23 protein-coding genes are annotated in these 22,717 nt (G+C 72.7%); 13 read left to right on the top strand and 10 right to left on the bottom strand.

What is annotated here, in order from left to right; all coding sequences use genetic code 11:
• Window positions 1-39: 39 nt before the first annotated feature.
• From ABT171_RS19920 to ABT171_RS19875, 10 genes are all read left to right on the top strand, one after another.
• Window positions 40-168, top strand: a complete 129-nt coding sequence (locus ABT171_RS19920) for a hypothetical protein (RefSeq protein WP_351245499.1) — start codon at window positions 40-42, stop codon at window positions 166-168.
• 12 nt (window positions 169-180) lie between these two features.
• Window positions 181-867 (top strand): 2OG-Fe dioxygenase family protein, encoded by a 687-nt coding sequence (locus ABT171_RS19915; protein ID WP_351245497.1) that lies wholly within the window; start codon window positions 181-183, stop codon window positions 865-867.
• Window positions 860-3,745 carry an FAD-binding and (Fe-S)-binding domain-containing protein gene (locus tag ABT171_RS19910; RefSeq protein WP_351245495.1) on the top strand — a complete coding sequence of 962 codons (2,886 nt, stop codon included), beginning with the start codon at window positions 860-862 and terminating at the stop codon, window positions 3,743-3,745. The genes ABT171_RS19915 and ABT171_RS19910 overlap by 8 nt, the downstream gene beginning before the upstream one ends.
• Before the next feature lie 3 nt (window positions 3,746-3,748).
• Window positions 3,749-4,525: a fumarylacetoacetate hydrolase family protein gene (locus ABT171_RS19905; protein WP_351245493.1), complete on the top strand. Its 777-nt coding sequence runs from the start codon at window positions 3,749-3,751 to the stop codon at window positions 4,523-4,525.
• A complete protein-coding gene (locus ABT171_RS19900; RefSeq protein ID WP_351245491.1) occupies window positions 4,522-5,250 on the top strand; it encodes a sulfite exporter TauE/SafE family protein in 729 nt (242 codons plus the stop codon). The genes ABT171_RS19905 and ABT171_RS19900 overlap by 4 nt, the downstream gene beginning before the upstream one ends.
• Before the next feature lie 79 nt (window positions 5,251-5,329).
• On the top strand, window positions 5,330-6,526 hold the full coding sequence (locus ABT171_RS19895) for an aminotransferase class I/II-fold pyridoxal phosphate-dependent enzyme (protein WP_351245489.1): 1,197 nt from the start codon (window positions 5,330-5,332) through the stop codon (window positions 6,524-6,526).
• Window positions 6,516-7,817 carry an ATP-grasp domain-containing protein gene (locus ABT171_RS19890; protein ID WP_351245487.1) on the top strand — a complete coding sequence of 434 codons (1,302 nt, stop codon included), beginning with the start codon at window positions 6,516-6,518 and terminating at the stop codon, window positions 7,815-7,817. Before ABT171_RS19895 ends, ABT171_RS19890 begins: the two co-directional genes overlap by 11 nt.
• A complete protein-coding gene (locus ABT171_RS19885) occupies window positions 7,814-9,061 on the top strand; it encodes an ATP-grasp domain-containing protein (protein ID WP_351245485.1) in 1,248 nt (415 codons plus the stop codon). The genes ABT171_RS19890 and ABT171_RS19885 overlap by 4 nt, the downstream gene beginning before the upstream one ends.
• Window positions 9,062-9,118: 57 nt before the next feature.
• A complete protein-coding gene (locus ABT171_RS19880; protein WP_351245483.1) occupies window positions 9,119-9,997 on the top strand; it encodes an isocitrate lyase/phosphoenolpyruvate mutase family protein in 879 nt (292 codons plus the stop codon).
• Window positions 9,994-11,217, top strand: a complete 1,224-nt coding sequence (locus tag ABT171_RS19875; RefSeq protein ID WP_351245481.1) for an MFS transporter — start codon at window positions 9,994-9,996, stop codon at window positions 11,215-11,217. Before ABT171_RS19880 ends, ABT171_RS19875 begins: the two co-directional genes overlap by 4 nt.
• On the opposite strand, the gene ABT171_RS19870 is transcribed toward ABT171_RS19875, so the two are convergent.
• Window positions 11,187-12,251, bottom strand: coding sequence for a hypothetical protein (locus tag ABT171_RS19870; protein ID WP_351245479.1), 1,065 nt, complete (start codon window positions 12,249-12,251; stop codon window positions 11,187-11,189). The genes ABT171_RS19875 and ABT171_RS19870 overlap by 31 nt on opposite strands.
• A gap of 252 nt (window positions 12,252-12,503) precedes the next feature.
• Between ABT171_RS19870 and ABT171_RS19865 the strand changes: the two genes are divergently transcribed.
• Window positions 12,504-13,175: a potassium channel family protein gene (locus tag ABT171_RS19865; protein ID WP_351245477.1), complete on the top strand. Its 672-nt coding sequence runs from the start codon at window positions 12,504-12,506 to the stop codon at window positions 13,173-13,175.
• Window positions 13,175-13,846, top strand: a complete 672-nt coding sequence (locus ABT171_RS19860) for a potassium channel family protein (RefSeq protein WP_351245475.1) — start codon at window positions 13,175-13,177, stop codon at window positions 13,844-13,846. Before ABT171_RS19865 ends, ABT171_RS19860 begins: the two co-directional genes overlap by 1 nt.
• 64 nt (window positions 13,847-13,910) lie before the next feature.
• Here ABT171_RS19860 and ABT171_RS19855 read toward each other — a convergent pair whose 3' ends face one another.
• From ABT171_RS19855 to ABT171_RS19825, 7 genes are all read right to left on the bottom strand, one after another.
• The gene (locus ABT171_RS19855; RefSeq protein ID WP_351245473.1) at window positions 13,911-14,708 is read right to left on the bottom strand and encodes a DUF3159 domain-containing protein; all 798 of its coding nucleotides are present in this window, start codon (window positions 14,706-14,708) and stop codon (window positions 13,911-13,913) included.
• A gap of 3 nt (window positions 14,709-14,711) precedes the next feature.
• Entirely contained in the window at window positions 14,712-15,110 is a 399-nt protein-coding gene (locus tag ABT171_RS19850; RefSeq protein WP_076095565.1) for an OB-fold nucleic acid binding domain-containing protein, read from the bottom strand.
• Window positions 15,111-15,170: 60 nt separating this feature from the next.
• The gene (locus tag ABT171_RS19845; RefSeq protein WP_351245471.1) at window positions 15,171-15,857 is read right to left on the bottom strand and encodes a response regulator; all 687 of its coding nucleotides are present in this window, start codon (window positions 15,855-15,857) and stop codon (window positions 15,171-15,173) included.
• Window positions 15,854-18,412 carry an ATP-binding protein gene (locus tag ABT171_RS19840; protein WP_351245469.1) on the bottom strand — a complete coding sequence of 853 codons (2,559 nt, stop codon included), beginning with the start codon at window positions 18,410-18,412 and terminating at the stop codon, window positions 15,854-15,856. The genes ABT171_RS19845 and ABT171_RS19840 overlap by 4 nt, the downstream gene beginning before the upstream one ends.
• Window positions 18,413-18,590: 178 nt before the next feature.
• Window positions 18,591-19,355 carry a DUF3710 domain-containing protein gene (locus ABT171_RS19835; RefSeq protein ID WP_351245467.1) on the bottom strand — a complete coding sequence of 255 codons (765 nt, stop codon included), beginning with the start codon at window positions 19,353-19,355 and terminating at the stop codon, window positions 18,591-18,593.
• Between the two features lies 1 nt (window position 19,356).
• Window positions 19,357-19,908: a dUTP diphosphatase gene (gene dut / locus ABT171_RS19830; RefSeq protein WP_351245465.1), complete on the bottom strand. Its 552-nt coding sequence runs from the start codon at window positions 19,906-19,908 to the stop codon at window positions 19,357-19,359.
• A complete protein-coding gene (locus ABT171_RS19825) occupies window positions 19,905-20,489 on the bottom strand; it encodes a PaaI family thioesterase (RefSeq protein ID WP_351245463.1) in 585 nt (194 codons plus the stop codon). The genes dut and ABT171_RS19825 overlap by 4 nt, the downstream gene beginning before the upstream one ends.
• A 58-nt stretch (window positions 20,490-20,547) precedes the next feature.
• On the opposite strand from ABT171_RS19825, the gene ABT171_RS19820 reads away from it, so the two are divergent.
• Window positions 20,548-21,012 carry a DUF3093 domain-containing protein gene (locus ABT171_RS19820; RefSeq protein ID WP_351245461.1) on the top strand — a complete coding sequence of 155 codons (465 nt, stop codon included), beginning with the start codon at window positions 20,548-20,550 and terminating at the stop codon, window positions 21,010-21,012.
• Between the two features lie 257 nt (window positions 21,013-21,269).
• Here ABT171_RS19820 and ABT171_RS19815 read toward each other — a convergent pair whose 3' ends face one another.
• Together ABT171_RS19815 and ABT171_RS19810 are read right to left on the bottom strand one after the other, a co-directional pair.
• A complete protein-coding gene (locus ABT171_RS19815) occupies window positions 21,270-22,184 on the bottom strand; it encodes a hypothetical protein (protein WP_351245459.1) in 915 nt (304 codons plus the stop codon).
• 13 nt (window positions 22,185-22,197) lie between these two features.
• Window positions 22,198-22,494 carry a DUF4193 domain-containing protein gene (locus ABT171_RS19810; RefSeq protein ID WP_003997302.1) on the bottom strand — a complete coding sequence of 99 codons (297 nt, stop codon included), beginning with the start codon at window positions 22,492-22,494 and terminating at the stop codon, window positions 22,198-22,200.
• Window positions 22,495-22,717 lie beyond the last annotated feature (223 nt).

The raw sequence follows: 22,717 nt of genomic DNA, 5'->3' as shown, positions 1-22,717 counted from the left end.
CAGCTCTGCCCCACCCGCGTCCAGAGAGGCTGTACGACCGTGCTTCGCCGTCTGCTCATACCCGCGATACCCGCCATGCTCATCGGCGCCGCCCTCCTGCCCGCGGCGTCGGCCACCGACATCGGCTGGGACGTCTCCCGCCCCGCCGCGCCGGCCGCCGCCGCCTGAGGAGGGAAACCCATGACCGACGTCCCGCCCTACCTGCATGTGCCGGCCGCCGACACGCTGCGGGCGCTGGCCGCGCACTCCGACGACGAGCTGAAGTCCTTCCGGGAGAGCTGGGAGGACCTGCCCGTCGACGCGTACATGAAGGACGGTGCCGACTACCGGCGCCGCCGCTACGGCTCCTTCCGCGGCGTGGACCGCATGGAGCCCGACGCGCACGGCGCCTTCCACCAGTCCGTCGAGGTCAACGCCCTGCACGGCGGCGTCGACCGGATCTTCCCGCCGCTCGCCGGCGAGGTGGCGGCCTCCGGGGTCCTGCGCACTCTGGTGGCCGCGCTCGCCGACCGGCTGCCCGGTGAGTTCGACCGGGAGCACGGCGGCGTCGGCATCCACCAGATACGCATCACCGCCACCCGCGGCACGAACGGCCTGCCCGCCCCCGAGGGCGTCCACGAGGACGGCCACCACTTCGTCGCCCAGGTCTTCATGGGCCGCGACGGCGTCCAGGGCGGTGCCTCGCAGATCTACGACCGCGAGATGCGGCCGCTGCTGCGCACCACGCTCACCGAACCGTTCGAGACGATCATCATCGACGACCGGCGGGTCTTCCACGGCGTCGACGCCATCGAGCCCGCCGACGGCCGCCGCACCGGTGTCCGGGACATGCTGCTCGTCGACTTCTTCCCGCGCGCCGATGGCTGACCGCGCTTCCGCGGTGCCGGGCCGCGCCACCGTCCCGGACGGCTTCCTGCGCGAGCTGGCCGAGCGGCTGCCCACCGCCCGCACCGACGCCCTGACCCGGTCCGCCTACACCTCCGACGCGTCGATCTACCGCGTCGTACCGCGTGCCGTCGTCGAACCCCGGGACGCCGAGGAGGCCGCCACCGCCGTGGCGGTCGCCGCGGCGCACGGGGTCGGCGTCACCGCCCGCGGCGGCGGCACCTCCATCGCCGGCAACGCCATCGGCGCCGGCCTGGTGCTGGACTTCTCCCGGCACATGAACAAGGTCCTCGCCATCGACCCGGACGCCGGTACGGCCACCGTGCAGCCCGGCGCGGTCCTGGGCACCGTCCGGGCGCGCGCCGCCGAGCACGGGCTGACCGTCGGCCCCGACCCGTCCACCTACTCGCGCTGCACCATCGGCGGCATGATCGGCAACCATGCCTGCGGACCGCACTCCGTGGCCTGGGGCACCACCGCCGACATCACCGAGCGCATCGAACTGCTGCGCGCCGACGGACGGCTGCTCAGCGTGGGCCCCGGCACCAGCGGCGACCGGGACCTCGACGAACGGCTCCGGGGGCTGCGGGACGCGCACCTGGCCGGCATCCGTACCGAACTGGGCCGCTTCAGCCGCCAGGTCTCCGGCTACGGGCTGGGCCGGCTGCTGCCGGAGCACGGCTTCCACGTGGCGCGCTCGCTGGTGGGCTCCGAGGGCACCTGTGGCCTCGTCCTGGGCGCGACGATCAACCTGGTGCCGCTGCCCGCCGCCCGGGTCCTGCTGGTGCTCGGCTTCCCGGACGTCTACGACGCGGCCGGCGCGGCCCCCGGCCTGGCGCGGTCCGGCGCCCTCACCGTCGAGGGCATGGACGCCGCCCTGGTGGACGCGCTGCGCGCGCGGCCCGGGCAGGCGGCGGGCGTCGATCTGCTGCCGCCCGGCGGGGCCTGGCTGTACTGCGAGATCGAGGGCACCGACCCGGCGGACGCCGAGGAGCGGGCCCGGCGGATCGGGAAGGAGAGCGGCGCCCGCTGGGAGGTCTTCACGGACGCCGACCGCACCGACGCCCTGTGGAGCATCCGGCGCAACGGCGCCGGCATCGCCACCCGCATGGCCGACGGCCGGGAGGCCTGGCCGGGCTGGGAGGACTCCGCGGTACCCGCCGAGAACCTCGCCGGCTACCTGAAGGACCTGCACGCCCTGATGGCCGAGCGGCGGCGGCAGGGCACCATCACCGGCCACTTCGGCGAGGGCTGTCTGCACCTGCGCGTCGACTGGGACCTCACCAGCGAGGCGGGCATCGCCGACTACCGCGCCTTCATCGAGACCGCTGCCGACATCGCCGTCTCGCACGGCGGCTGTGCCTCCGGCGAGCACGGCGACGGGCGGGCCCGCTCCGAGCTGCTGACCCGCACCTACTCGCCCGGACTCCTCGGCGCGTTCCGGGAGTTCAAGGAGATCTGGGACCCCGCGGGGCTGCTCAACCCCGGCATCCTGGTCGACCCGGCTCCCCTGGACGCCGATGTGCGGCCCGGCCCCGGGCACGACCGGCACGCGCTGCCGCTGCTCACCCTGTCCGCCGACAAGGGCTCGATGGCGGGTGCGGTACGCCGCTGCATCGGCGTCGGCAGCTGCCGCAACGCCACCGGCGCCATGTGCCCGTCGTTCCAGGCCACCGGGGACGAGGTGCACTCCACGCGCGGCCGGACCCGGGTGCTCGGCGAGATGCTGCGCGGCGAGACGCTGCCGGACGCCTGGCGGTCCGAGGAGGTCCGCGAGGCGCTCGACCTGTGCCTGTCGTGCAAGGCGTGCAAGAGCGAGTGCCCGGTCAACGTCGACATGGCCGCGTACAAGGCGGAGTTCCTGCACCAGCACTACAAGGGGCGGTTGCGTCCCCGGGCGCACTACGTGCTCGGCTGGCTGCCCCTGCTCGGCCGGCTCGGCTCCCTGGCGCCGGGCGCGGTCAACGCGCTGGCCCGGCGGCCGGGGATCGCCCGGAGGCTGTCGCGGCTGGCCGGTCTGGAGACCCGGCGGGGCCTGCTGGGGGTCGCTCCGCGCACCTTCCGGCAGTGGTTCGCGGCCCGGCGGGCGGCGCCCGCGCAGGGACGGCGGACCGTCGTGCTCTGGCCGGACACCTTCTCCAACTTCCTCGACCCGTCCGGCGCACAGGACACCGTCGAGGTGCTGGAGGCGCTCGGGTACCGCGTCGTCCTGCCGGACGGCCCGGTCTGCTGCGGCCTGACCTGGTACTCCACGGGGCAGTTGGGAGTGGCCCGCAAGGTCCTCGCGCGGTCCCTGAAGTCCCTGGAGAAGCACCTCGCGGCCGGGCACACGGTCGTCGGCGTGGAACCGTCCTGCACCCAGGCGCTGCGCGAGGAGTCCGTCGAGCTGCTGCCCGAATCGCCGGCCGCGCGCCTGCTCGCGGCGCAGACGACCACGCTGGCCGAACTCGTCGCCGGGCACGAGGGCCCCTGGCCCTTCGGCGCCCTCGACACCGACGCGGTGCTCCAGCCGCACTGCCACCAGGAGGCGGGCCCCGGCCACCGGGCCGAGCTGGAGGTCTTGAAGCGGCTCGGCGTGGACACCGACGTGGTCACCGCGGGGTGCTGCGGGCTGGCCGGCAACTTCGGCTACGAGCCCGGGCACTGGGAGGTCTCCCAGTCCTCGGCGGAGCGTGAGCTGTACCCGAAGGTGCGCGCGGCGGACGAGGGCACGGCGATCGTCGCCGACGGCTTCTCGTGCCGTACGCAGATCTCCCAGGGCACCGAGCGCACGGCCACCCACCTCGCCGCACTGCTGCGCAGGGCGCTGGGCAGCGGCGGCGGTTCGGGTGATGTACCAGCACAGCGAAAGAACGGATGACGTATGCGCATCGTGAGGTACCGGGAAGCGGCGGGGACCGAGGGGGTGTACGGCCTCCTCGGCGCCGACGGGCTGATCACGCCGTTGGCCGGGGACCCGTACGGCACCCGCGCCCCTGCCGGGGACCGCCCGCCCCGCCCGCTGGACGAGGTGACGCTGCTCGCCCCGGTGGAGCCCTCGAAGGTGGTCGCGGTCGGCCGCAACTTCGCCGCCCACGCCGCGGAGCTGGGCAACCGGGTACCGGAGCGGCCGCTGATCTTCCTCAAGCCGTCCACCAGCGTCATCGGTCCGGGAGCGGACATCGTCTTCCCGGAGTACACCGAGGAACTCCACCACGAGGCGGAGCTGGCGGCGGTCGTCGGCGTCCGGTGCCGCGACCTGGCGCCCGAGGACGTACCGGGCGTGCTGCTCGGCTACACCTGCGCCAACGACGTCACCGCTCGCGACCTGCAAAAGCCCGACGGCCAGTGGTGGCGGGCCAAGGGCTCGGACACCTTCTGCCCGCTCGGCCCCTGGGTGGAGACCGACCTGGACCCGGCCGCACTGCGGGTCACCGCCACCGTCAACGGCGAACTGCGGCAGGAGGGCGGCACCCAGCAGATGGTCCGGCCCGTCGACGAGCTGATCGCGCACATCAGTGCGGCGATGACGCTGCTGCCCGGCGACGTGATCCTCACCGGCACCCCGGCGGGCGTCTCGCGGATGTACCCCGGTGACACGGTCACCGTCGCCGTCGAGGGCCTGGGCGAGCTGACCAACACGGTGGTGCGGGCCTCATGACCGCAGCCGTCGTCGCCGGGGTCTTCCTCGTCCTCACCCTGGCCTCCGTCATCCGCACCACCGCGGGGTTCGGCTTCTCGCTGGTCGCCGTGCCCCCGCTGACACTGCTGCTCGACCCGGTCACGGCCGTCGTCGTCGCCGCGATCATGGCGGCGCCGCTCAGCCTGTGGATCGCCGTGAAGGACTGGCGGCACGTGGACCGGCGGATCACCGCCGTGGCGCTCGGCGCGGGCCTGCTGGGCGTGCCGTTCGGGGTGTGGCTGCTGCATGTGCTGCCCGGACGGGCGCTGTCGCTGGTCATCGCGGTCGTGGTGCTGCTGTGCACGCTGATGGTGTGGCGCCGGGTCACCGTGCGCGGCGGGCTGGCCGCGGTCGCCTGCATCAGCGTGTTCTCCGGCGCCTCCTTCGCCTCCACCGGCATCGACGGCCCGCCGATGGTGGCCGCCATGCAGAGCCTGCGGCTGCCGCCGCGGGTGCAGCGCGCCACGCTGGGCGTGGTGTTCTCCGGTACGAGCCTGGCGTCGCTGAGCGGTTACGCGCTCAGCGGGCGGCTCACCGCCCAGGTCGGGTGGGCGCTGCTCGCCGGGGTGCCGGCGCTGTTCATCGGCATCGTCGTCGGCGAGCGCATCTTCGCCCGCTTCGACTCCGAACGCTTCCGGCAGGCCGTCCTGGGGCTGCTCGTCCTCAGTTCGGTGTCGGTGATCGCCGGCGTGGTCTCGGGCTGACCACCCCTGCCACCCCTTCCCCCGCCCGTCCCCCGCCTTCCCCCGCGTCTTTTCCCGAACGACAGATGGGAGCCCTCGCATGCGCCTCGCCGCACGCGCGCACTCCGTATCCGGATCCAAGACCTCCGGCACGCGCAACAAGGCCGAAGCCCTCCGGGCCCAGGGCGTCGAGATCGTCAACTTCGCCGCGGGGGAGCTGGACTTCGCCCCGCCCGCCGACGTCCTGCGCGCCCTGCACGCGGCCACGGACGCGGACACCCACCGCTACACCGACACCGCGGGACTGCCCGCCCTGCGCACCGCCCTGGCCGAGCGGATCACCCGGCTGTCCGGGGTGCCGTACGAGGCGCGGGAGGTGATCGTGACCACCGGTGCCAAGCACGGCCTGCACCTCGCCGCGCTCGCCCTGCTCGACCCGGGCGACCAGGCGCTGGTGCCCAACCCGGGCTGGGGCACCTTCGCCGCGCAGATCCGCATCGCGGGCGGCGAACCCGTGCCGGTGGAGACGTCCGACACCGGCTTCGTGCCGGACGTGGACCGGCTGGAGGCCCTGCGGACGCCGCGCACCCGGCTGCTGGTCCTCAACACCCCGAACAATCCGACCGGCGCGGTCTGCCCGCCCGAGCAGCTGGCCCGCATCGCCGCCTGGGCGGTCGCCCACCGCGTGTGGATCGTCTTCGACGAGTGCTACGGCGAACTCGTCCTGCCCGGCGCGGCCCACGCCCACCCCGCGGCACTGGTGCCCGAGGCCCGCGAACTCACCGTCGGCATCGGCTCGTTCTCCAAGAGCTTCGCGGTCACCGGCTGGCGCGCGGGCCATGTGCACGGCCCGCGTCCGCTGATCGACACACTGAAGAACCTGCAGAGCCACACCGCGTCGAACGTCACCAGTGTCGTCCAGCACGCTCTGCTGCCGGCGGCCCGGGGCGAGCTGGACGGCTTCACCGAGCACGTCCGCCAGGTGCTGGCCCGGCGGCACGCACTGGTCGGTGACGCCCTCACCACCATCGACCACGTCCGGCCCGCCACCACCCCCCAGGGCGCCTTCTACTACTTCCTGGACGTCCGCGACGTGATCGGCCGCAAGCTCGGCGGTGTCCCCGTCCCGGACACCGACACCCTCACCGGTGTCCTCATGGAACAGGCGCACATCGCGCTGACCCCGGGCACGGCCTTCGGCAGCGAGGGCTTCGTGCGGATGTCGTACGCGATCGCCGAGGACCGTATCGCCGCGGGCCTCGCCGCGCTGCGGGAGGTGATGAGCGGTGTCGAGTGAGCCCGCCGAGGACGGCCGCCGTCCGCTGGTCCTGTACTTCGGCGCCGTGCAGCGCCCCGAGTTCTACGCCGGCCTGCTGGAGACGGGGGTGGCGCTGGGTGTGCTGCGGGACACCGACAGCGTGCACACGCTGGAGCCCGAGGAGTTCGAGGTCGTCGAGCACCTGCGGTTCGCCGACGGCGCGGACGCGGTCGTACGCCGGATCGAGGAGATCGGCCGGAGCCGGCGGATCGACTCGGTGCTGAACGTCGACGAGACGCTGGTGCCGCTGTGGGCGGAGGTGTGCGCGCGGCTCGGGCTGCCCGCGATGAGCCGCGAGGCGGCGGCCGCGGTGCGCAGCAAGAGTGAGATGCGGCGCAGGTTCGCCGAGCACATCGGGGAGCACGCCTCCGCCCGCTCGGCCGTGGTGACGAGCGAGGAGCAGGCGCTGGCCTTCGCCGCCGGCACCGGCTATCCGGTGGTCCTCAAACCCGGCAACCTGTGGGGCAGTTACTTCGTCTCGCGGTGCGAGAACCCGGCCGAGCTGACCGCCGCCTACCGTGAACTGGCCGCCGCGCTCCCGGAGTTCAGTGCGGGACAGCGCATCGGGGACACGCCGGTGGAGATCCTGGTCGAGGAGTTCCTGACCGGCACCAACCACTCCGTGGAGTGCCTGGTGCTCGGCGAACAGGTGTGGACGACACCCGTCGTGGACGTCGTCACCGGCACCGACCTGGGCGGCACCGACTTCCATCACTTCGCCCGCGTCACCGCCACCCGCCTCACGCCCGGCGAACGCGACCGGATGCGCGCCCTGGCCGCCGACGCGGTCCGTGCCCTCGGCATCCGGCGCGGTCTCGCCCATGTCGAGTTCGTGCACGGCCCCGACGGGCCCCGGCTGATCGAGGCGGCCGGCCGCCCCGGCGCCAACCGTGCCCCGCTGCTGCGCGAGGCGTACGGCATCAATCTGATCGCCGGCTACCGGGACGTGCTGCGCGGCGTGGCACCGGACGTGGAGCCGGTGCGCGACGGGGCCGCCGCGGTCGTCACCCCGTACCCGGAGCGGGCCGGGACGCTGGTCGCCTATCACGGCCTGGACCGGATCCGCGCGCTGCCCGCCACCGCCCAGGTCGATGTGTACAAACACCCCGGCGACCTGGTCCAGCCCCGCCACGAGGGTGCCGCATCCCCGCTGCGGATCGAGCTGCGCGCCGGCTCGCCCGAGCTGCTGCTGGCGGACCTGGACCGGTTGACGGCTCTGAGCGAGGACCTGTTCGTGGTGGAACCGGCGGCTGCCGGGGCGGCGCGGTGAGCGGCCGGCACGTCGTCTTCCTGGAGAGCAACCTCACCGGCAGCGGGTACGAGGCCATCGCCGCCGCGCGCCGCGCCGGCCACCGGGTCACCTTCCTCACCCGTGATCTGTCGCTGTACCTGGCTCCGGGCCATGAACGCCTGGACCTCGGTCCGGTCGACGAGGTCGTCACCTGCGAGACCAACGATCCGGCCGCCGTCGTGGCCGCCGTACGGGGCCTGGCGCACCCGGCGGACGCGATCGTGGCCGTCGGCGAGTGGCACATGATCAGCGGCGCCGAGGCCTCGCGCACGCTCGGACTGCCCGGCCCCGGCCCCGCGGGGGTCCGCGCGGCCCGCGACAAGTCACTCACCCGCCGGCTGTGCGCGGACGCGGGCGTGCCGGTGCCGGGGTTCGCCCGTGTCGAGAGGCCGGAGGAGGTGTACGGCGCGGACCTCGCGTACCCCTGCGTGGTCAAGCCGCTCGACGACGGCGGCAGCAACGGCGTACGCCTGTGCCGCGACGCGGACGAGGCCGCCGACCATGTGCGGCTGCTGCTGAAGGAGACCCACAACGAGCGCGGCCAGCGCAAGATCCCGGCGGCGCTCGTCGAGGAGTACGTCGACGGACCCGAGGTCAGCGTCGAGGCGCTGGTGCGCGGCGGCGAGGTGTCCGTGCTGGCCGTCACCCGCAAGGAGCTGGGCGAGCTGCCGTACTTCTGCGAGACCGGCCACCAGGTGCCGGCCGCGCTCGGCTCCGGCCTCGACGAGGCGTGCGCGGACGTGGCCGCCGCCGCGCTGCGCGCCGTCGGCTTCGACTTCGGCGCCGCCCACGTCGAACTGCGGCTGGCCGCCGGCGGCCCGCGCCTCATCGAGATCAACTGCCGTCCCGCGGGCGACCGGATCACCCGGCTCGTGGCGCTCGCCACGGGCGTGGACATCCCCGCCGAGCTGGTCGCGATGTACCTGGCTCCCGGGGACGCGGACCCGCTGCCCGCGCCCGGGCACCACCGGGCCGCCGCCATCGCCTTCCTCCCCGCGGTCGAGGGCGTGGTCACGGCGGTCACGGGCGCCGACGAGGCGGCCCGGCTGCCCGGGGTCCTGGACGTCGGCGTCTACGTCGAGCCCGGCGCCCGGGTGCGGCCCCTGCCCAACAACACCGCCCGCTACGGGCACGTGGTCGCCGTCGCCCCGACCGGCCCGGAGGCGCTGCGGCGGGCGCGGGCGGCGGCGGACACCGTGACGGTGACCACCGCCCGGGCCTGACGTCCTGTTCTCCCCCACCACCCGCACACCGACCCCCGCACACCGAGGAGCACCGCCATGCTCGAATCCCCCCGCCATCCCTCCTTCCGCTCGGTCCTCGCCGCACGCCGTGCCGCCGGGGGCGCGGTGCGGGTCGCCGGCGCGCATGACGCGCTGGGCGGCCGGCTCGCCGAGTCCGCCGGCTTCGACGCCGTCTGGGCGTCCAGCCTGGAGGTGTCCGCGGCGCGCTGCCTGCCGGACGCCAGCGTGCTGACGATGACCGAGTACCTCCAGGCCGCGGCGAACACCCAGAAGGCCATCGGCATCCCCGTCGTCGCCGACGTCGACACCGGCTACGGCAACAACCTGAACGTGGCGCACATGGTCCGCGAGTACGAGGCGGCCGGCATCACCGCGGTCGCCATCGAGGACAAGCAGTTCCCGAAGATGAACAGCTTCGTCGCCACCTCCCACACCCTCGTGGACACCGAGACGTTCTGCTCCAAGCTCCGCGTGGCCAAGCAGGCCCGGCGCACCGAGGACTTCTTCGTCATCGCCCGCACCGAGGCGCTGATCGACGGGCTCGGCGTCGAGGTCGCCCTGGAGCGCTGCCACGCCTACGTCGACGCGGGCGCCGACGCCGTGCTGGTGCACTCCAAGAGGCCGACCAACGAGCAGGTGCTCGCCTTCCTCGCCGAGTGGCGGGACCGCGCGCCGGTGGTGGTCGTCCCGACCACGTACCCCGACTGGCACATCGACGACGCAGTCAAGGCCGGCGTGTCCACGGTGATCTACGCCAACCAGGGCCTGCGCGCCACCATCCGGGCGCTGCGCGAGACCTACGGCACCATCCTCGACCGGGGCGCGACCACCGAACTGGAGGACCGCATCGCCTCCGTGAAGGACATCTTCTCGCTGCAGCGGCTGGCCGACTGGCAGGAGCTGGAGTCGGCGTGAGGGCACCGCACCCGGGAGCGGCCGTCGTACGGCGGCCGCTCCCGCCCGTGTTCCGGCTGCTGTTCGCCGGAACGCTGCTGAACCGGCTGGGCATCCTCGTCCCGGCGTTCCTCTCCCTGTACCTGGCCGCCGCGGCGGGGCTGTCCGCCGGCACCATCGGGGTGCTGGTCGGCCTGTGGGGTGCGGGATCCGTGGCGGGGTCGCTCGCGGGGGGTGCGCTGGCCGACCGGATCGGGCCCCGGGCGGCGGTGCTGTGCTCGCAGGCGGTCTCGCTGGCCGCCTCCCTCGCCCTGGCCGGCACCCGTCGCGCCGCTGTCCTGGCCGCGGTCGTGCTGCTGTCCGGCTGCGCGTCCACGCTGCACAAGCCGGCCGGTGCGGTCGTGGTCGCCCGGGCGCTGCCCGCGTCGGGCCATGTGCGCGCCTTCGGACTGCTCTACTGGGCCTCCAACATCGGCGCCGCGATCTCGCCCGCGGTCTCCGGCGTCCTGCTCGAACGCGGTGCCGGCTGGCTGATCGTGCTCAACATCACGACCGCCCTGTGCTACAGCGCGGTGGCGCTGCGCCTGCCCGGGCGGGGGCCGGGCGGCCCGGACGGCCCGGACGGCCGCGGTGCCGTACGCGGCCTGCTGTCCCCCTTCCGTTCCGGACCCGTGGCGCGCTTCCTGTGCCTGTCCTTCTGCCTGGCCCTGATCTACCTGCAGAAGCAGTCGACGCTGCCGCTGGAGATGGCGGCGCACGGGCTGAGCCCGCACGCCTACGGCCTGGTCGTCTCCCTCAACGGGCTGCTGATCATCGTCCTGCAGCCCGTCGTGTCCCGGCTGGCCGGACGGATCGGCATGGACGCCCAGTTCGTCCTCGCCGGACTGCTCGTGGCGCTCGGGTTCGGCGCCAACGCCGTGGCCGGGGCCGCGTGGTCGTACGCCGCCGCGCTCACCGTGTGGACGCTGGGCGAGATCCTGCTGGTGCCGCAGGCGTCGGCGTTCCTGGTCCGGCACGCGCCCGAGGGCCGGGCGGGGGCCTACCAGGGCGCGTACCAGTTCGTGTGGAACCTCGGCCTGGTGCTCGGCGCGCCGCTGGGCATGACGGTGCGTCAGGCCTATGGCGGGGACACGCTGTGGACGGCGTGCCTGGTGCTCGGGGCCGGGGTGGTGGTGCTCTACGCGGTGTACGCGGCACGGGCGCGGGCGGGTCAGCCGACGGTGGACAGCGAGGCGGCGTGAACCGGGGTGTGCTCCGGGTCCTTCGGGGGCTCGTCCGGCACGTTCGCCTCCAGCAGGCCCGACTTGGCGATCAGGTAGCCGAGCTGTGCCCGGCTGCGGCTGCCGAGCCGGTCCGAGAGCCGGGCGATGTAGGTCTGGCAGCGCCGGACGCTGATCCCGAGCTGCTGGGCGGTCACGGCGTCCTTGTCGCCGGCGACCACATGCCGCAGGATCGCCAGCTCCATCTCGTCGGTGATGCGCGCCGTCGCCCGGTCCCGGCCCGGCGGGGTGAAGGGGACGGCGCGCAGCCAGGACCGTTCGAAGACCACCGCGAGGAAGGAGACGACCGCCGGGATGCGCACCTCGACGGCCACCGAGCGGTCCTCGGTGCCCGGGATGAAGGCCACCTTGCGGTCGAAGATGATCAGCCGGTCGAAGTTCTCGTCCAGGGTGCGCACTTCCGCGCCGTGCTCCTCGATGGCCCGTACGTACGCCTGCGTGGCGGGGCCGGAGCGCGCGTTGTGCTGGTAGATCGTCTTCATCCGGGCGCCGCGCCTGAGCATGTCGAGCGTCGGCGGCAGTGCGGTGGCCAGGACCTCGGCGGAGCGCGGTCCGCCCGGCTGGGAGGTGAGGATCTCCTCGCGGCACTCGCGGGTGGCCATTTCGATGGCGGCGTTGATGTGGGGCATCCCCGAGTGCACCTTGTACCCGCCCGGGTCCCGCTGGCTCAGGTAGGCGTCCACCGCCGGGGCCAGTGTCTCCTGGTTGCGCAGCAGGCGCAGGATCATCTCCTGTGCCTCGTCGAGGATGCCCTTCGCCCGCCGGCCGCAGACGAGGGCGGGGTTCGCGGCCGCGTAGGTGACGCGGTCGCGGCCCTCACCGGCCTCGCCGCTCTCGTGCAGCAGCCCGCTCCTGACCAGCCTGCGCACCGCTTCCGGCGGCGCTCCGTCGGCCGGCCCGGGCAGCCGGGGCAGCAGCGAGATGTAGACCTCGATGTCCTCCGGATCCAGTAATCCCGTGCTCCGCGCGGCCCTCGGCTCGCCCCGTTCCGTCACGATTCCCCCGAGATACGGCAACGTTGTCCACGATCATTGCTGTCTTCAAATGTAACCACCGCAACCACTGGTCACACCTCACACGTCTGTGACAGGTGTCTCCCACGGGCGGATGACGGCGGCATTCCCCGGCATGATGTTGCCTGGTGGGCCGCGAACGGCCCGCAAGGTAGCGCCTGCCGAGCCGAGAGAGGAACATGAAAACGACGTTGGGACAGGTCGGACGGCCTGCCGAAAGTGCGGTGTGAGGCGATGCACATTGTCATCATGGGCTGCGGACGAGTGGGTTCCGCTCTGGCCCAGACCCTGGAGCAGCAGGGCCACACGGTCGCCGTGATCGACCAGGACCCCACCGCCTTCCGCCGGCTGGGCCCGGGGTTCGGGGGCCGCAGGGTCACCGGGGTCGGCTTCGACCAGGACACGCTGCGCGAGGCGGGCATCGAGGAGGCCGGCGCCTTCGCCGCCGTCTCCAGCGGTGACAACTCCAACATCATCTCCGCGCGCGTGGCCCGCGAGATGTTCGGCGTGGAGAACGTGGCCGCGCGCATCTACGACCCGCGCCGCGCCGAGGTCTACCAGCGCCTGGGCATCCCCACCGTGGCGACGGTCCGCTGGACCGCCGACCAGATGCTGCGCCGCCTGCTGCCCTCGGGCGCGGAGCCGCTGTGGCGCGACCCCACCGGTGGCGTCCAGCTCGCGGAGGTGCACGCCTCCGCGAAGTGGGTCGGTCACAAGATCAGCAAGCTGCAGGAGGAGACGGGCGTCCGGGTGGCGTTCCTGACCCGCCTGGGCGAGGCGATCCTGCCGTCCTCGCAGACGGTGCTGCAGGAGGGCGACCTCGTGCACGTGATGATGCGGACGGACGAGGTCGACAAGGTCGAGGCGGCGTTCGCCCAGGGCCCGGAAGAGGAGAGCGGTCACTGATGAGGGTCGCCATTGCCGGAGCCGGCGCCGTCGGCCGCTCGATCGCGGGCGAGCTGCTGGAGAACGGCCACGAGGTCCTGCTGATCGACAAGGCCCCGACCGCCATCTCGGTGGAGCGGGTGCCCCAGGCGGAGTGGCTGCTGGCCGACGCCTGCGAGATCACGTCCCTGGACGAGGCGGCGCTGCAGCGCTGCAACGTCGTCATCGCCGCGACCGGCGACGACAAGGTCAACCTGGTCGTGTCGCTGCTCGCCAAGACGGAGTACGGCGTCCCGCGCGTCGTCGCCCGTGTCAACAATCCGAAGAACGAGTGGCTGTTCAACGAGGCCTGGGGTGTGGACGTGGCCGTCTCCACCCCGCGCCTGATGTCCGCCCTGGTCGAGGAGGCGGTCTCAGTCGGCGACCTGGTCCGCCTGCTCCGCTTCAGCCACGGCGACGCCAACCTCGTCGAGCTGACCCTGCCCGAGGAGTCGGCCCTGGCCGGCACCCAGGTCGGCGACGTCGAGTGGCCGGAGGACACCTCCCTGGTCACGATCATCCGCGGTACCCGTGTGCTCACCCCGTCCAAGGAGGACTCCCTGGAGGCGGGCGACGAGCTCCTCTTCGTGGCCGCCCAGGCCCGCGAGGAGCAGCTTGAGGAGCTGCTGTCGGTGCGGCGCGGGGACGCCTGACCGGTCACCGCGAGAAGGGCGCCCTTGGCAGCAAGGGCGCCCTTCTTCGTCGTACGACGGCCGTCTACGCCTCTCGGCGGTGCCTGCCGCCCGCGGCCTCGCCGGCTGCCTCGCCGGCTGCCTCGGCGGCGGCCTCGGCGGCGGCCTTCCTCTCCTCGGCCGCCTTCTCCTCCGCCTCCATCTCCGCGAACACGTCGATGGGGGCCGGCGCCTTCGCGAGGAAGACCCAGGTCAGCCAGACCGCCAGCAGGAACGGCGGGATCTTCAGGGCGACCAGGACCCAGCCCAGCCTGGCGGTGTCGGACCACCAGTAGAGCGGGAAGAGGATCGCGCACTTGGCGAGCAGGATCAGGCCCCAGGCCCAACTGGCCTTCGCGTAGGCCTTCTTGCGGCCGGGGTTGCGGGTGCGCCAGGAGAGGTTCTCCTTGAAGACCGGGCCGAGGATGAGGCCGATCAGCGGCACCCCGGCGAGGGTCGTGACGATGTACGCCAGCGCCAGGCCCAGCGTGTAGAGCATGCCGGGCAGGTAGAAGTCCTTGGCGTTGCCGGTGAACATCGCGAAGACCACACCGAAGGCCACGCCGAACACACCGCTGAAGGCGTGCTTGACGGTGTCCTTCATCACGAGCCGGACCACGACCAGGACCAGGGAGACGACCAGCGCCGCGATCGCCGACACATGCAGGTCCTTGTCGACCGTGAAGATCGCGACGAAGAGCAGGCCCGGCACGACCGTCTCGACCATGCCGCGGACACCGCCGAACGCCTCGAACAACGCGGCCTCGGTCACCGCGCGGGCGTCGCCGGGCTCGTCGGGGGGATTCTGGTCGGTGCTTTCGGTCGGCTTGTCGAGGGACGTCACCGGCTACTCCCGTCCGAGGGGTCGCAGTTCGTACTTCGGGTTGAAGAGCACCCGGCGGCCCCGGCTCATCGAGATCCGGCCCGATGCGATCAGCTTGCGTCCCGGTTCTATGCCCACGATGGAACGCCTGCCGAGCCACACCACGTCCAGCGCGGCGGAGCCGTCGAACAGCTCGGCCTCCAGGGCCGGGACCCCGGCGCGCGGTCGCAAGGTAACCGTGCGCAAGGTACCAGTTACGGTGACGATCTGCCGGTCGTGGCAGTCACCGATCTTCGTACAGCCCGCCGTCTCGGCGTCTTCCCGCAGCTCCTCCGACTCCAGGTCCTCCTGCGAGGACGAAAGCCGGTCGAGCATGCGCCGGAACCGGCCGGCCGGCTTTTCGGAACGAGGAACAGCACTCATACCTGAAGCGTACCGGGGCCCGCCGACGGCACCGTAGCCCAGCTCACTCCGCGCCCCGGCTCACTTCTCGAACCGGTACCCCATCCCCGGCTCCGTGATGAAGTGCTTCGGGTGCGACGGGTCCGTCTCCAGCTTCCTGCGCAGCTGGGCCATGTAGACGCGCAGGTAGTTCGTCTCGGTCCCGTACGACGGCCCCCACACCTCCTGCAGCAGCTGCTTCTGGCTGACCAGGCGCCCGGTGTTGCGGACCAGCACCTCCAGCAGGTGCCACTCGGTCGGGGTGAGCCGGACGTCCTTGCCGGCGCGATTGACCTTCTTGGCGGCCAGGTCGACGGTGAAGCCCTCGGTCTCCACGGTCGTCAGGTCGTCCTCGCCGGGTCCGACCGGCTCGGCCCGGCGCACGGCGGCCCGCAGCCGGGCCAGCAGCTCGTCCATGCCGAAGGGCTTGGTGACGTAGTCGTCGGCGCCCGCGTCCAGCGCCTCGACCTTCTCGTCGGAGGAGTGCCGGGCGGACAGCACCAGGATCGGCACGCGGGTCCAGCCGCGCAGGCCCTTGATCACCTCGACGCCGTCCAGGTCGGGCAGACCCAGGTCGAGCACGACCACGTCGGGGTGGCGCGAGGCGGCGAGTTCGAGGGCCGTACGGCCGTCGGGGGCCGCGTCGACCTCGTACTTGCGCGCCTTGAGGTTGATCACGAGGGCGCGCACGATCTGCGGCTCGTCGTCGACCACGAGCACCCGGGTCATAGAGTCGTCTGCCTTTCTGGTTCTGCGAGGTCCCGGCCCGCTCCGGGGGACTCGGGACGCGATCCTGCCGCGCGGAGGCTGAGCACCATGGTGAGGCCCCCGCCCGGCGTGTCCTCGGCGTTGAGGGTGCCGCCCATGGCCTCCGCGAAGCCCCGGGCGACCGCGAGACCGAGCCCGACCCCGGCGCCGCGCGGGGCGTCACCGTACCGCTGGAAGGGCTCGAAGATACGGTCCTTGGCCTCGTCCGGGACGCCCGGCCCGCGGTCCACCACCCGCACCTCCACCCGGTCCGCTATGGCGCTCGCGGAGACCAGCACCGGCCGCCCGCGCGTGCTGTACTTGACGGCGTTCTCGACCAGGTTGGCCACGGACCGCTCCAGCAGCCCGGGGTCGACCTCGACCATCGGCAGGGTCTCGGGCACGTCCAGCTCGACGCTGTCCTCGGGCACGCCCCCCAGGGCCATCGGGACGACCTCGTCCACGTCGATCTCGCGGATCAGCGGGGTGACCGTACCGGTCTGCAGACGGGACATGTCGAGGAGGTTGCCGACGAGGTGGTCGAGCCGGTCGGCGCCCTCCTCGATGCCCTTCAGCAGCTCCGCCCGGTCCTCCTCGGACCAGGCCACGTCGTCGGAGCGCAGACTCGACACCGCGGCCTTGATGCCGGCCAGGGGCGTGCGCAGGTCGTGGCTGACGGCGGCCAGCAGGGCGGTGCGGATGCGGTTGCCCTCGGCGAGGGTGCGGGCCTGGTCGGCCTCCTCCTGCAGCCGCCTGCGGTCCAGGACGACGGCGGCCTGCGCGGCGAAGGCGGCGAGCACCCGGCGGTCCTCGGCGGGCAGCACCCGGCCGGTGAGCGCGAGCGCCATGTGGTCGCCGACGGGCATGTCGACGTCGGCGTCCTCGGGCCGCTCCAGCGCCCGCCCGAATCCGGCGCGCCCGGCGCACGTCCACGGCTCGACGTCGCCCGCCCGTTCCAGCAGCGCGGCCGACTCCATCGCGAAGGTCTCCCGGACCCGCTCCAGCAGTTCCTCCAGGCTGGTCTCGCCGCGCAGCACGTTCCCGGCGAGGAAGGAGAGGATCTCCGACTCGGCGCGCAGCCGGGCGGCCTGGTGGGTGCGCCGGGCCGCGAGGTCGACCACCGAGGCGACCGACATGCCGACCCCGAAGAAGATCGCGATGGCGACGATGTTCTTGGGATCGGCGATGGTCAGCCGGTGCAGCGGCGGGGTGTAGAAGTAGTTCAGCAGCAGCGAGCCGAAGGCCGCCGAGGCCAGCGCGGGCAGCAGGCCGCCGAGCAGCGCCGCCGCGACGGTGACGGCCAGGAACAGCAGCATGTCGTTGGCGAGGCCGAGCTCGATCGTGTTCAGCAGCACCGCGAGGACGGCCGGCCCCACCAGACCCACCGCCCAGCCCCAGATGATCCGGGCCCGCCCGAGCCGTGCGCCCCGGGCCACGGGCAGTCCGCGGCCCTTGGCGACCTCCTCGTGGGTGACGATGTGGACGTCGAGGTCGGGGCCCGAGTCCCGGGCGACCGTGGCGCCGACGCCGGGTCCGAAGACGTACTGCCAGACCTTGCGGCGCGAGGAGCCCAGCACGATCTGGGTGGCGTTGACGCCGCGCGCGAAGGCCAGCAGCGCGGCCGGTATGTCGTCGCCGACCACATGGTGGAACGTTCCGCCCAGGTCCTCCACGAGGGTGCGCTGGACGGCCAGCTCCTTCGGTGAGGCCGAGGTCAGGCCGTCGCTGCGGGCTATGTAGACGGCGAGCACCTCGCCGCCGGCACCCTTCTCGGCGAGCCGCGCGGCCCGGCGGATCAGGGTGCGGCCCTCGGGGCCGCCGGTCAGCCCGACCACGATCCGCTCGCGCGACCCCCAGATCCGGGAGACCCGGTGTTCGCTGCGGTACTCGTTCAGGTACTCGTCGACCCGGTCGGCCACCCACAGCAGCGCCAGCTCGCGCAGGGCGGTGAGGTTGCCGGGCCGGAAGTAGTTGGACAGGGCCGCGTCGACCTTGTCCGGCTGGTAGATGTTGCCGTGCGCCATGCGCCGGCGCAGGGCCTGGGGCGACATGTCGACCAGCTCGATCTGGTCGGCGCGCCGTACCACCTCGTCCGGGACGGTCTCGCGCTGCCGCACGCCGGTGATCGACTCCACGACGTCGCCGAGTGACTCCAGGTGCTGGATGTTGACGGTGGAGACGACGTCGATGCCGGCGGCGAGCAGTTCCTCGACGTCCTGCCAGCGCTTGGCGTTGCGGGAGCCCGGGATGTTGGTGTGGGCGAGTTCGTCGACCAGGGCGACGGCGGGCGCCCGGCGCAGCACGGCGTCGACGTCCATCTCGCCGAAGACGGCGTCCCGGTACTCCAGCTGCCTGCGCGGCACCTGTTCCAGGCCGTGCAGCATCACCTCGGTGCGCGGCCTGCCGTGGTGCTCGACGAAGCCCACGACACAGTCGGTGCCCCGCTCCACGCGGCGGTGGGCCTCGGAGAGCATGGCGTAGGTCTTGCCCACACCCGGTGCCGCGCCGAGGTAGATCCGAAGCTTGCCGCGTGCCATGGCTCCATTGTCTTCCGGTGACTGCTGCCTACGCAGCGTCGACCTTACGGCCAGCAATCACGGCAAACGGGACAGGGAGGCGGGCCCGGGGCAACTTTGACGCAACCCTGATGGCGCGACCGCGCAAAGACGGGCCGCACCCTCAAGGGGCACGGCCCGTGTACCGCTGCTGAAGCCGTCAGCGGACCTCGGTGATCTCCGGACCCCGCTGCAGCTGTCCCATCCCCCCGGAGAACCGCGAGGACTCCTCCTGCTGAACGCCCTCGGGCACCATCTGGGCATCGTTCGGCAGCTTGAGGACGATCGGGTCGCGGGGTGCCATCGGCCCCTCACCGCGGACCACGACCGTGTCCCGGAAGATCTGCTCCAGCAGCCCCGCGGCCTGCGGCTGCACCGCGCCCTGCCCGGAGATCACACCGCGCAGGAACCACCGCGGACCGTCCACACCGACGAACCGTACGACCTGGAAACCACCCGTGCCGTCCGGCAGCTGCACCGGCACCTGCGCCCGCAGCTCCCACCCCAGCGGTCCCTCGACCTCGTCGACGATGCCGCCCTGCTGGGTGATGCCGCCCGCGATCTCCTCGCGGACCTCGCCCCAGATGCCCTCGCGCTTGGGCGCGGCGAAGGCCTGGAGCTGGATGGCGCTGTCGCGCAGCACGACGGTCGCGGCGACGATCGCGTCACCGGCGACCTCGACGCGCAGCTCCATGCCGTCGACGCCCGGGATGAACAGCCCGCCGAGGTCCACACGGCCCTCACCCGGGTCGCGCACCTCGTCGCTGTCCCATGGCCCGTCGGGCCGCGGCCCGGGCTCCAGCCGGACGCGCTCGCGCCCGGCCTCGACTTCCTCGTCCGCCTCGGTGTCGACGTTGTCGACGACCTGCTCGGCCTCGCCGGCCGCGTCCTCGGCGGCACCCTTCTTCTTGCGACGTCCGAACACGTCACTGTCCTTCCCGGTCGGATACGACCGAAGCGTATCGATTCCCACCCGTCGGACCGCCCTCGGCGGCCTGACCGCTTGCGCCGCTCTCGCCGCCCACCGCGGCATGGCCACCGGTGGACCCGAAGCCCCCTTCGGCCCGCGCCGAGCCGGGAAGTTCCGCCACCTCCTGGAAGCGGACCCTCTCGACCTGCTGGACGACCAGTTGGGCAATCCGGTCGAAGCGCTCGAACCGCACGCTCGCGCGCGGATCGAGGTTCACCACGATCACCTTGATCTCCCCACGGTACCCGGCATCAACCGTCCCCGGGGCATTCACGAGGGCGACACCGCAGCGGGCGGCGAGGCCGGAGCGCGGATGCACGAAGGCCGCGTACCCCTCGGGCAGGGCGATCGACACGCCCGTGGGCAGCACGGCCCGCTCCCCCGGCCCAAGCTCGCACGGCTCGGTGGTGCGCAGATCGGCGCCGGCGTCGCCCGGGTGCTCGTACGCCGGAAGCGGTACGTCCGGATCGATACGCCGGAGCAGCACGTTCAGGGGATCGCGGCTCACGGGTTCACCTCGAAGGCGCGGGCGCGCCGGAGCTGGTCGGGGTCGCTCATGGCGGCCTGGATCTCCTCCTCGCGGCCGTGGTCGATGAAGTGGTCGACCTTGACCTCGATGAAGAGGGCGTCGGCGCGGACGGCGACGGGCCCGTCGGGGCCGCCGAGGCGTCCGGTGGCGGTGGAGTAGATCTTCCGTCCGGCGACGGCGGTGACCTCGGCCTCCAGGTACAGCGTGGTGCCGACCGGGACCGGCCGTACGAAGTCGGTCTCCAGCCGGCCGGTGACGGCGATGGTCCGCAGCAGCCAGTTCAGCGAGCCGAGGGTCTCGTCCAGGGCCGTGGCCAGCACGCCGCCGTGCGCGAGGCCGGGGGCGCCCTGGTGGGCGGGCTGGACGGTGAACTCGGCGGTCAGCGAGACACCGTCGCCGGCACGTGCCTCCAGGTGCAGGCCGTGCGGCTGACCGGGGCCGCACCCGAAACAGTGTTCGTAGTGGGCACCGAGGAGTTCCCCGGCCGCGGGCGCGTCGGGGTGCCGTACCGGTTTCACCACGTCGGCGGGAGGCTGAAGGCTTGCGGAACTACCACTCACAGCCGCAGACCTTACCCGCGCGTCCGCCGTATCAGGATCCCGTGCCAAGCTTGGCCCCATGCAGCTCTCCGCCACCCCCTACGAAGAACGCCTCACCGCCCCCCGGTCGTGGTGGCTGATCAGCTTTCTCGTGGGTGTCTCGTTCGCCCTGGTCCTGCTCCCGTTCGGCACCCTGCCGCTGCTCGGCGGTCTGGTCGGCGGTACGGCGGCCGCGGCGGTGGTGGCCAGCGCGTACGGCTCCCCGCGGATCCGTGTGGTGGGCGACTCGCTGATCGCGGGCGAGGCGAAGATCCCGGTGTCGGCGCTGGGCGAGTCGGAGGTGCTGGACGCCGAGGAGGCCCGCGCCTGGCGGACGTACAAGGCCGACACCCGTGCCTTCCTGCTGCTGCGCGCCTACATCCCCGGGGCGCTGCGCGTCGAGGTCACCGACCCGGAGGACCCGACGCCGTACCTGTACCTGTCGACGCGGGAGCCGGAGAAGCTGGCGGCGGCGATCGAGGCGGCCCGGAAGGCCCACGCCTAGGGCCTGTCTGACAATTCGCGTCGTCGCCCGAAGGGCGGCCGCGCGGGGTCAGGTGCGTGCTCTGGGGGTCCCCCCGGCCGAAGGCTGGAGGAGTGCCGGGCCCAGACCCGCGTACTGGACGTACTTGGGTCTGGGGCCGGTGCGGCGAGTGGGGGCACCTCCCGCGCCCTTGAGGCAGCGGGGGAGCGTGCATGGCGTCGCGCGGCAGACGGGAATTGTCAGACAGGCCCTAGGACTCTTCCGCCAGGGCTCTTCCGCTAGAGCTCTTCCGGGAGATCGCGCAGCTTCAGCGGGTCCGCCGGCTGCTCCAGTGCGGGAAGCTCCGGCAGGTCGTCCCAGGGGACCTGGATCTTGCGCAGGTCGGCCCGGACGCGGGTGGCGAGTCTCCTGGTGTCCCTGCGGTTCAGGACCGCCCCGACCGCCGCGCCCACCATGAACGGCATGAGGTGGGGCAGGTCACGGACCATCCGCTTCATGATCTGCTGGCGCAGTTCGCGCTTCATACGGCCGCCGAGGGCCGCGTCGTACGTCGACGGCTTCGCCACGTCGATGCCGCGCTCCTCCGACCAGGAGGAGAGATACGCGGTACTGCGGGTCCTGAGGTTCCCCGGCGGCCGTACGCCGTAGACCTCGTGCAGTTCGGCGATGAGCTTCAGCTCGATCGCGGCGACCCCGGTGATCTCCGCGGCCAGCTCGGTCGGCATGGCCGGCGGCACCGGCAGCATCGCCGCCGCTCCGATCCCGGCCCCGATCGCCGAGGTGCCGGCCGCCGCGCCCGCCACGAGCTTGTCGGCGAGCCCTTCGGGGCCGAGCTCCGGGAACTGCCGACGCAGGGTCGCGAGGTCGCGTACGGGGATACGCGGGGCGATCTCGATGATCCGGTCCGCGAGGTACGCCAGTCCCGCGCGAGCGCGGCTGCCGCCCCTGCGGGCCCCTTCCCGGGCCAGCTCCCGGGCCTTGTCACCCATCACCGCGGCCCGTCGCCGTGCGACGGGCGCGGGCTGCCGCACCGGCGCCGGGTGGTCCGCCCGGTCGGTCGCCGGTGCGAGCGGGGCCACCTCGTCGGGTGAGCCCCACTCGTCGTCACGCGCGCCGTGCGGGCCGTCGGACGGCCCTTCGTCCGCTTTCCCGAGGGGGAAGCGGCGCTTCCGTGGAGGGGTCGAGCCAGTCACGGCCGACCCGACCTCAGTCGCAGTCGCGGCAGATCGGCTGACCGTTCTTCTCACGGGCCAGCTGGCTGCGGTGGTGCACCAGGAAGCAGCTCATGCAGGTGAACTCGTCCTGCTGCTTCGGCAGCACCCGGACGGCCAGTTCCTCGTTCGAAAGGTCGGCGCCGGGCAGTTCGAGGCCTTCGGCGGCCTCGAACTCGTCGACGTCCACCGACGAGGTGGACTTGTCGTTCCGCCGGGCCTTCAGTTCTTCAAGGCTGTCCGAGTCGACGTCGTCGTCGGTCTTGCGTGGAGTGTCGTAATCGGTTGCCATATCGCTCTCCCCCTCTGGGTGTCTGCGGTGTCTCCAGCGCACGTAACGCGTGAGAGGCCGGACTTGTGCCCGACCTGAGGCGGAGATTTTGCCTCACATCAAGGTCTGTTACTCAATCGACACCCAACCCGACCCCTCAAGAGTGATCGGCTTGGCTGGCGGTGAGGACCGTACACGGTTGGAATGCCGCACCTCAAAGGCGCCTCACCGTGTACTTCCCGTG

This window comes from Streptomyces sp. NPDC001851 (assembly GCF_040297165.1).
GTDB lineage: Bacteria > Actinomycetota > Actinomycetes > Streptomycetales > Streptomycetaceae > Streptomyces.
Note: the sequence above shows the minus strand (reverse complement) of the source record. Positions and strands in the feature narration are given on the sequence as shown.

Coding starts and splice junctions, on each gene's coding strand:
- ABT171_RS19915 (WP_351245497.1), top strand. CDS start 181: ATGACCGACGTCCCGCCCTACCTGCATGTGCCGGCCGCCGACACGCTG.
- ABT171_RS19910 (WP_351245495.1), top strand. CDS start 860: ATGGCTGACCGCGCTTCCGCGGTGCCGGGCCGCGCCACCGTCCCGGAC.
- ABT171_RS19905 (WP_351245493.1), top strand. CDS start 3,749: ATGCGCATCGTGAGGTACCGGGAAGCGGCGGGGACCGAGGGGGTGTAC.
- ABT171_RS19900 (WP_351245491.1), top strand. CDS start 4,522: ATGACCGCAGCCGTCGTCGCCGGGGTCTTCCTCGTCCTCACCCTGGCC.
- ABT171_RS19895 (WP_351245489.1), top strand. CDS start 5,330: ATGCGCCTCGCCGCACGCGCGCACTCCGTATCCGGATCCAAGACCTCC.
- ABT171_RS19880 (WP_351245483.1), top strand. CDS start 9,119: ATGCTCGAATCCCCCCGCCATCCCTCCTTCCGCTCGGTCCTCGCCGCA.
- ABT171_RS19865 (WP_351245477.1), top strand. CDS start 12,504: ATGCACATTGTCATCATGGGCTGCGGACGAGTGGGTTCCGCTCTGGCC.
- ABT171_RS19860 (WP_351245475.1), top strand. CDS start 13,175: ATGAGGGTCGCCATTGCCGGAGCCGGCGCCGTCGGCCGCTCGATCGCG.
- ABT171_RS19850 (WP_076095565.1), bottom strand. CDS start 15,110: ATGAGTGCTGTTCCTCGTTCCGAAAAGCCGGCCGGCCGGTTCCGGCGC.
- ABT171_RS19845 (WP_351245471.1), bottom strand. CDS start 15,857: ATGACCCGGGTGCTCGTGGTCGACGACGAGCCGCAGATCGTGCGCGCC.
- ABT171_RS19840 (WP_351245469.1), bottom strand. CDS start 18,412: ATGGCACGCGGCAAGCTTCGGATCTACCTCGGCGCGGCACCGGGTGTG.
- ABT171_RS19820 (WP_351245461.1), top strand. CDS start 20,548: ATGCAGCTCTCCGCCACCCCCTACGAAGAACGCCTCACCGCCCCCCGG.
- ABT171_RS19810 (WP_003997302.1), bottom strand. CDS start 22,494: ATGGCAACCGATTACGACACTCCACGCAAGACCGACGACGACGTCGAC.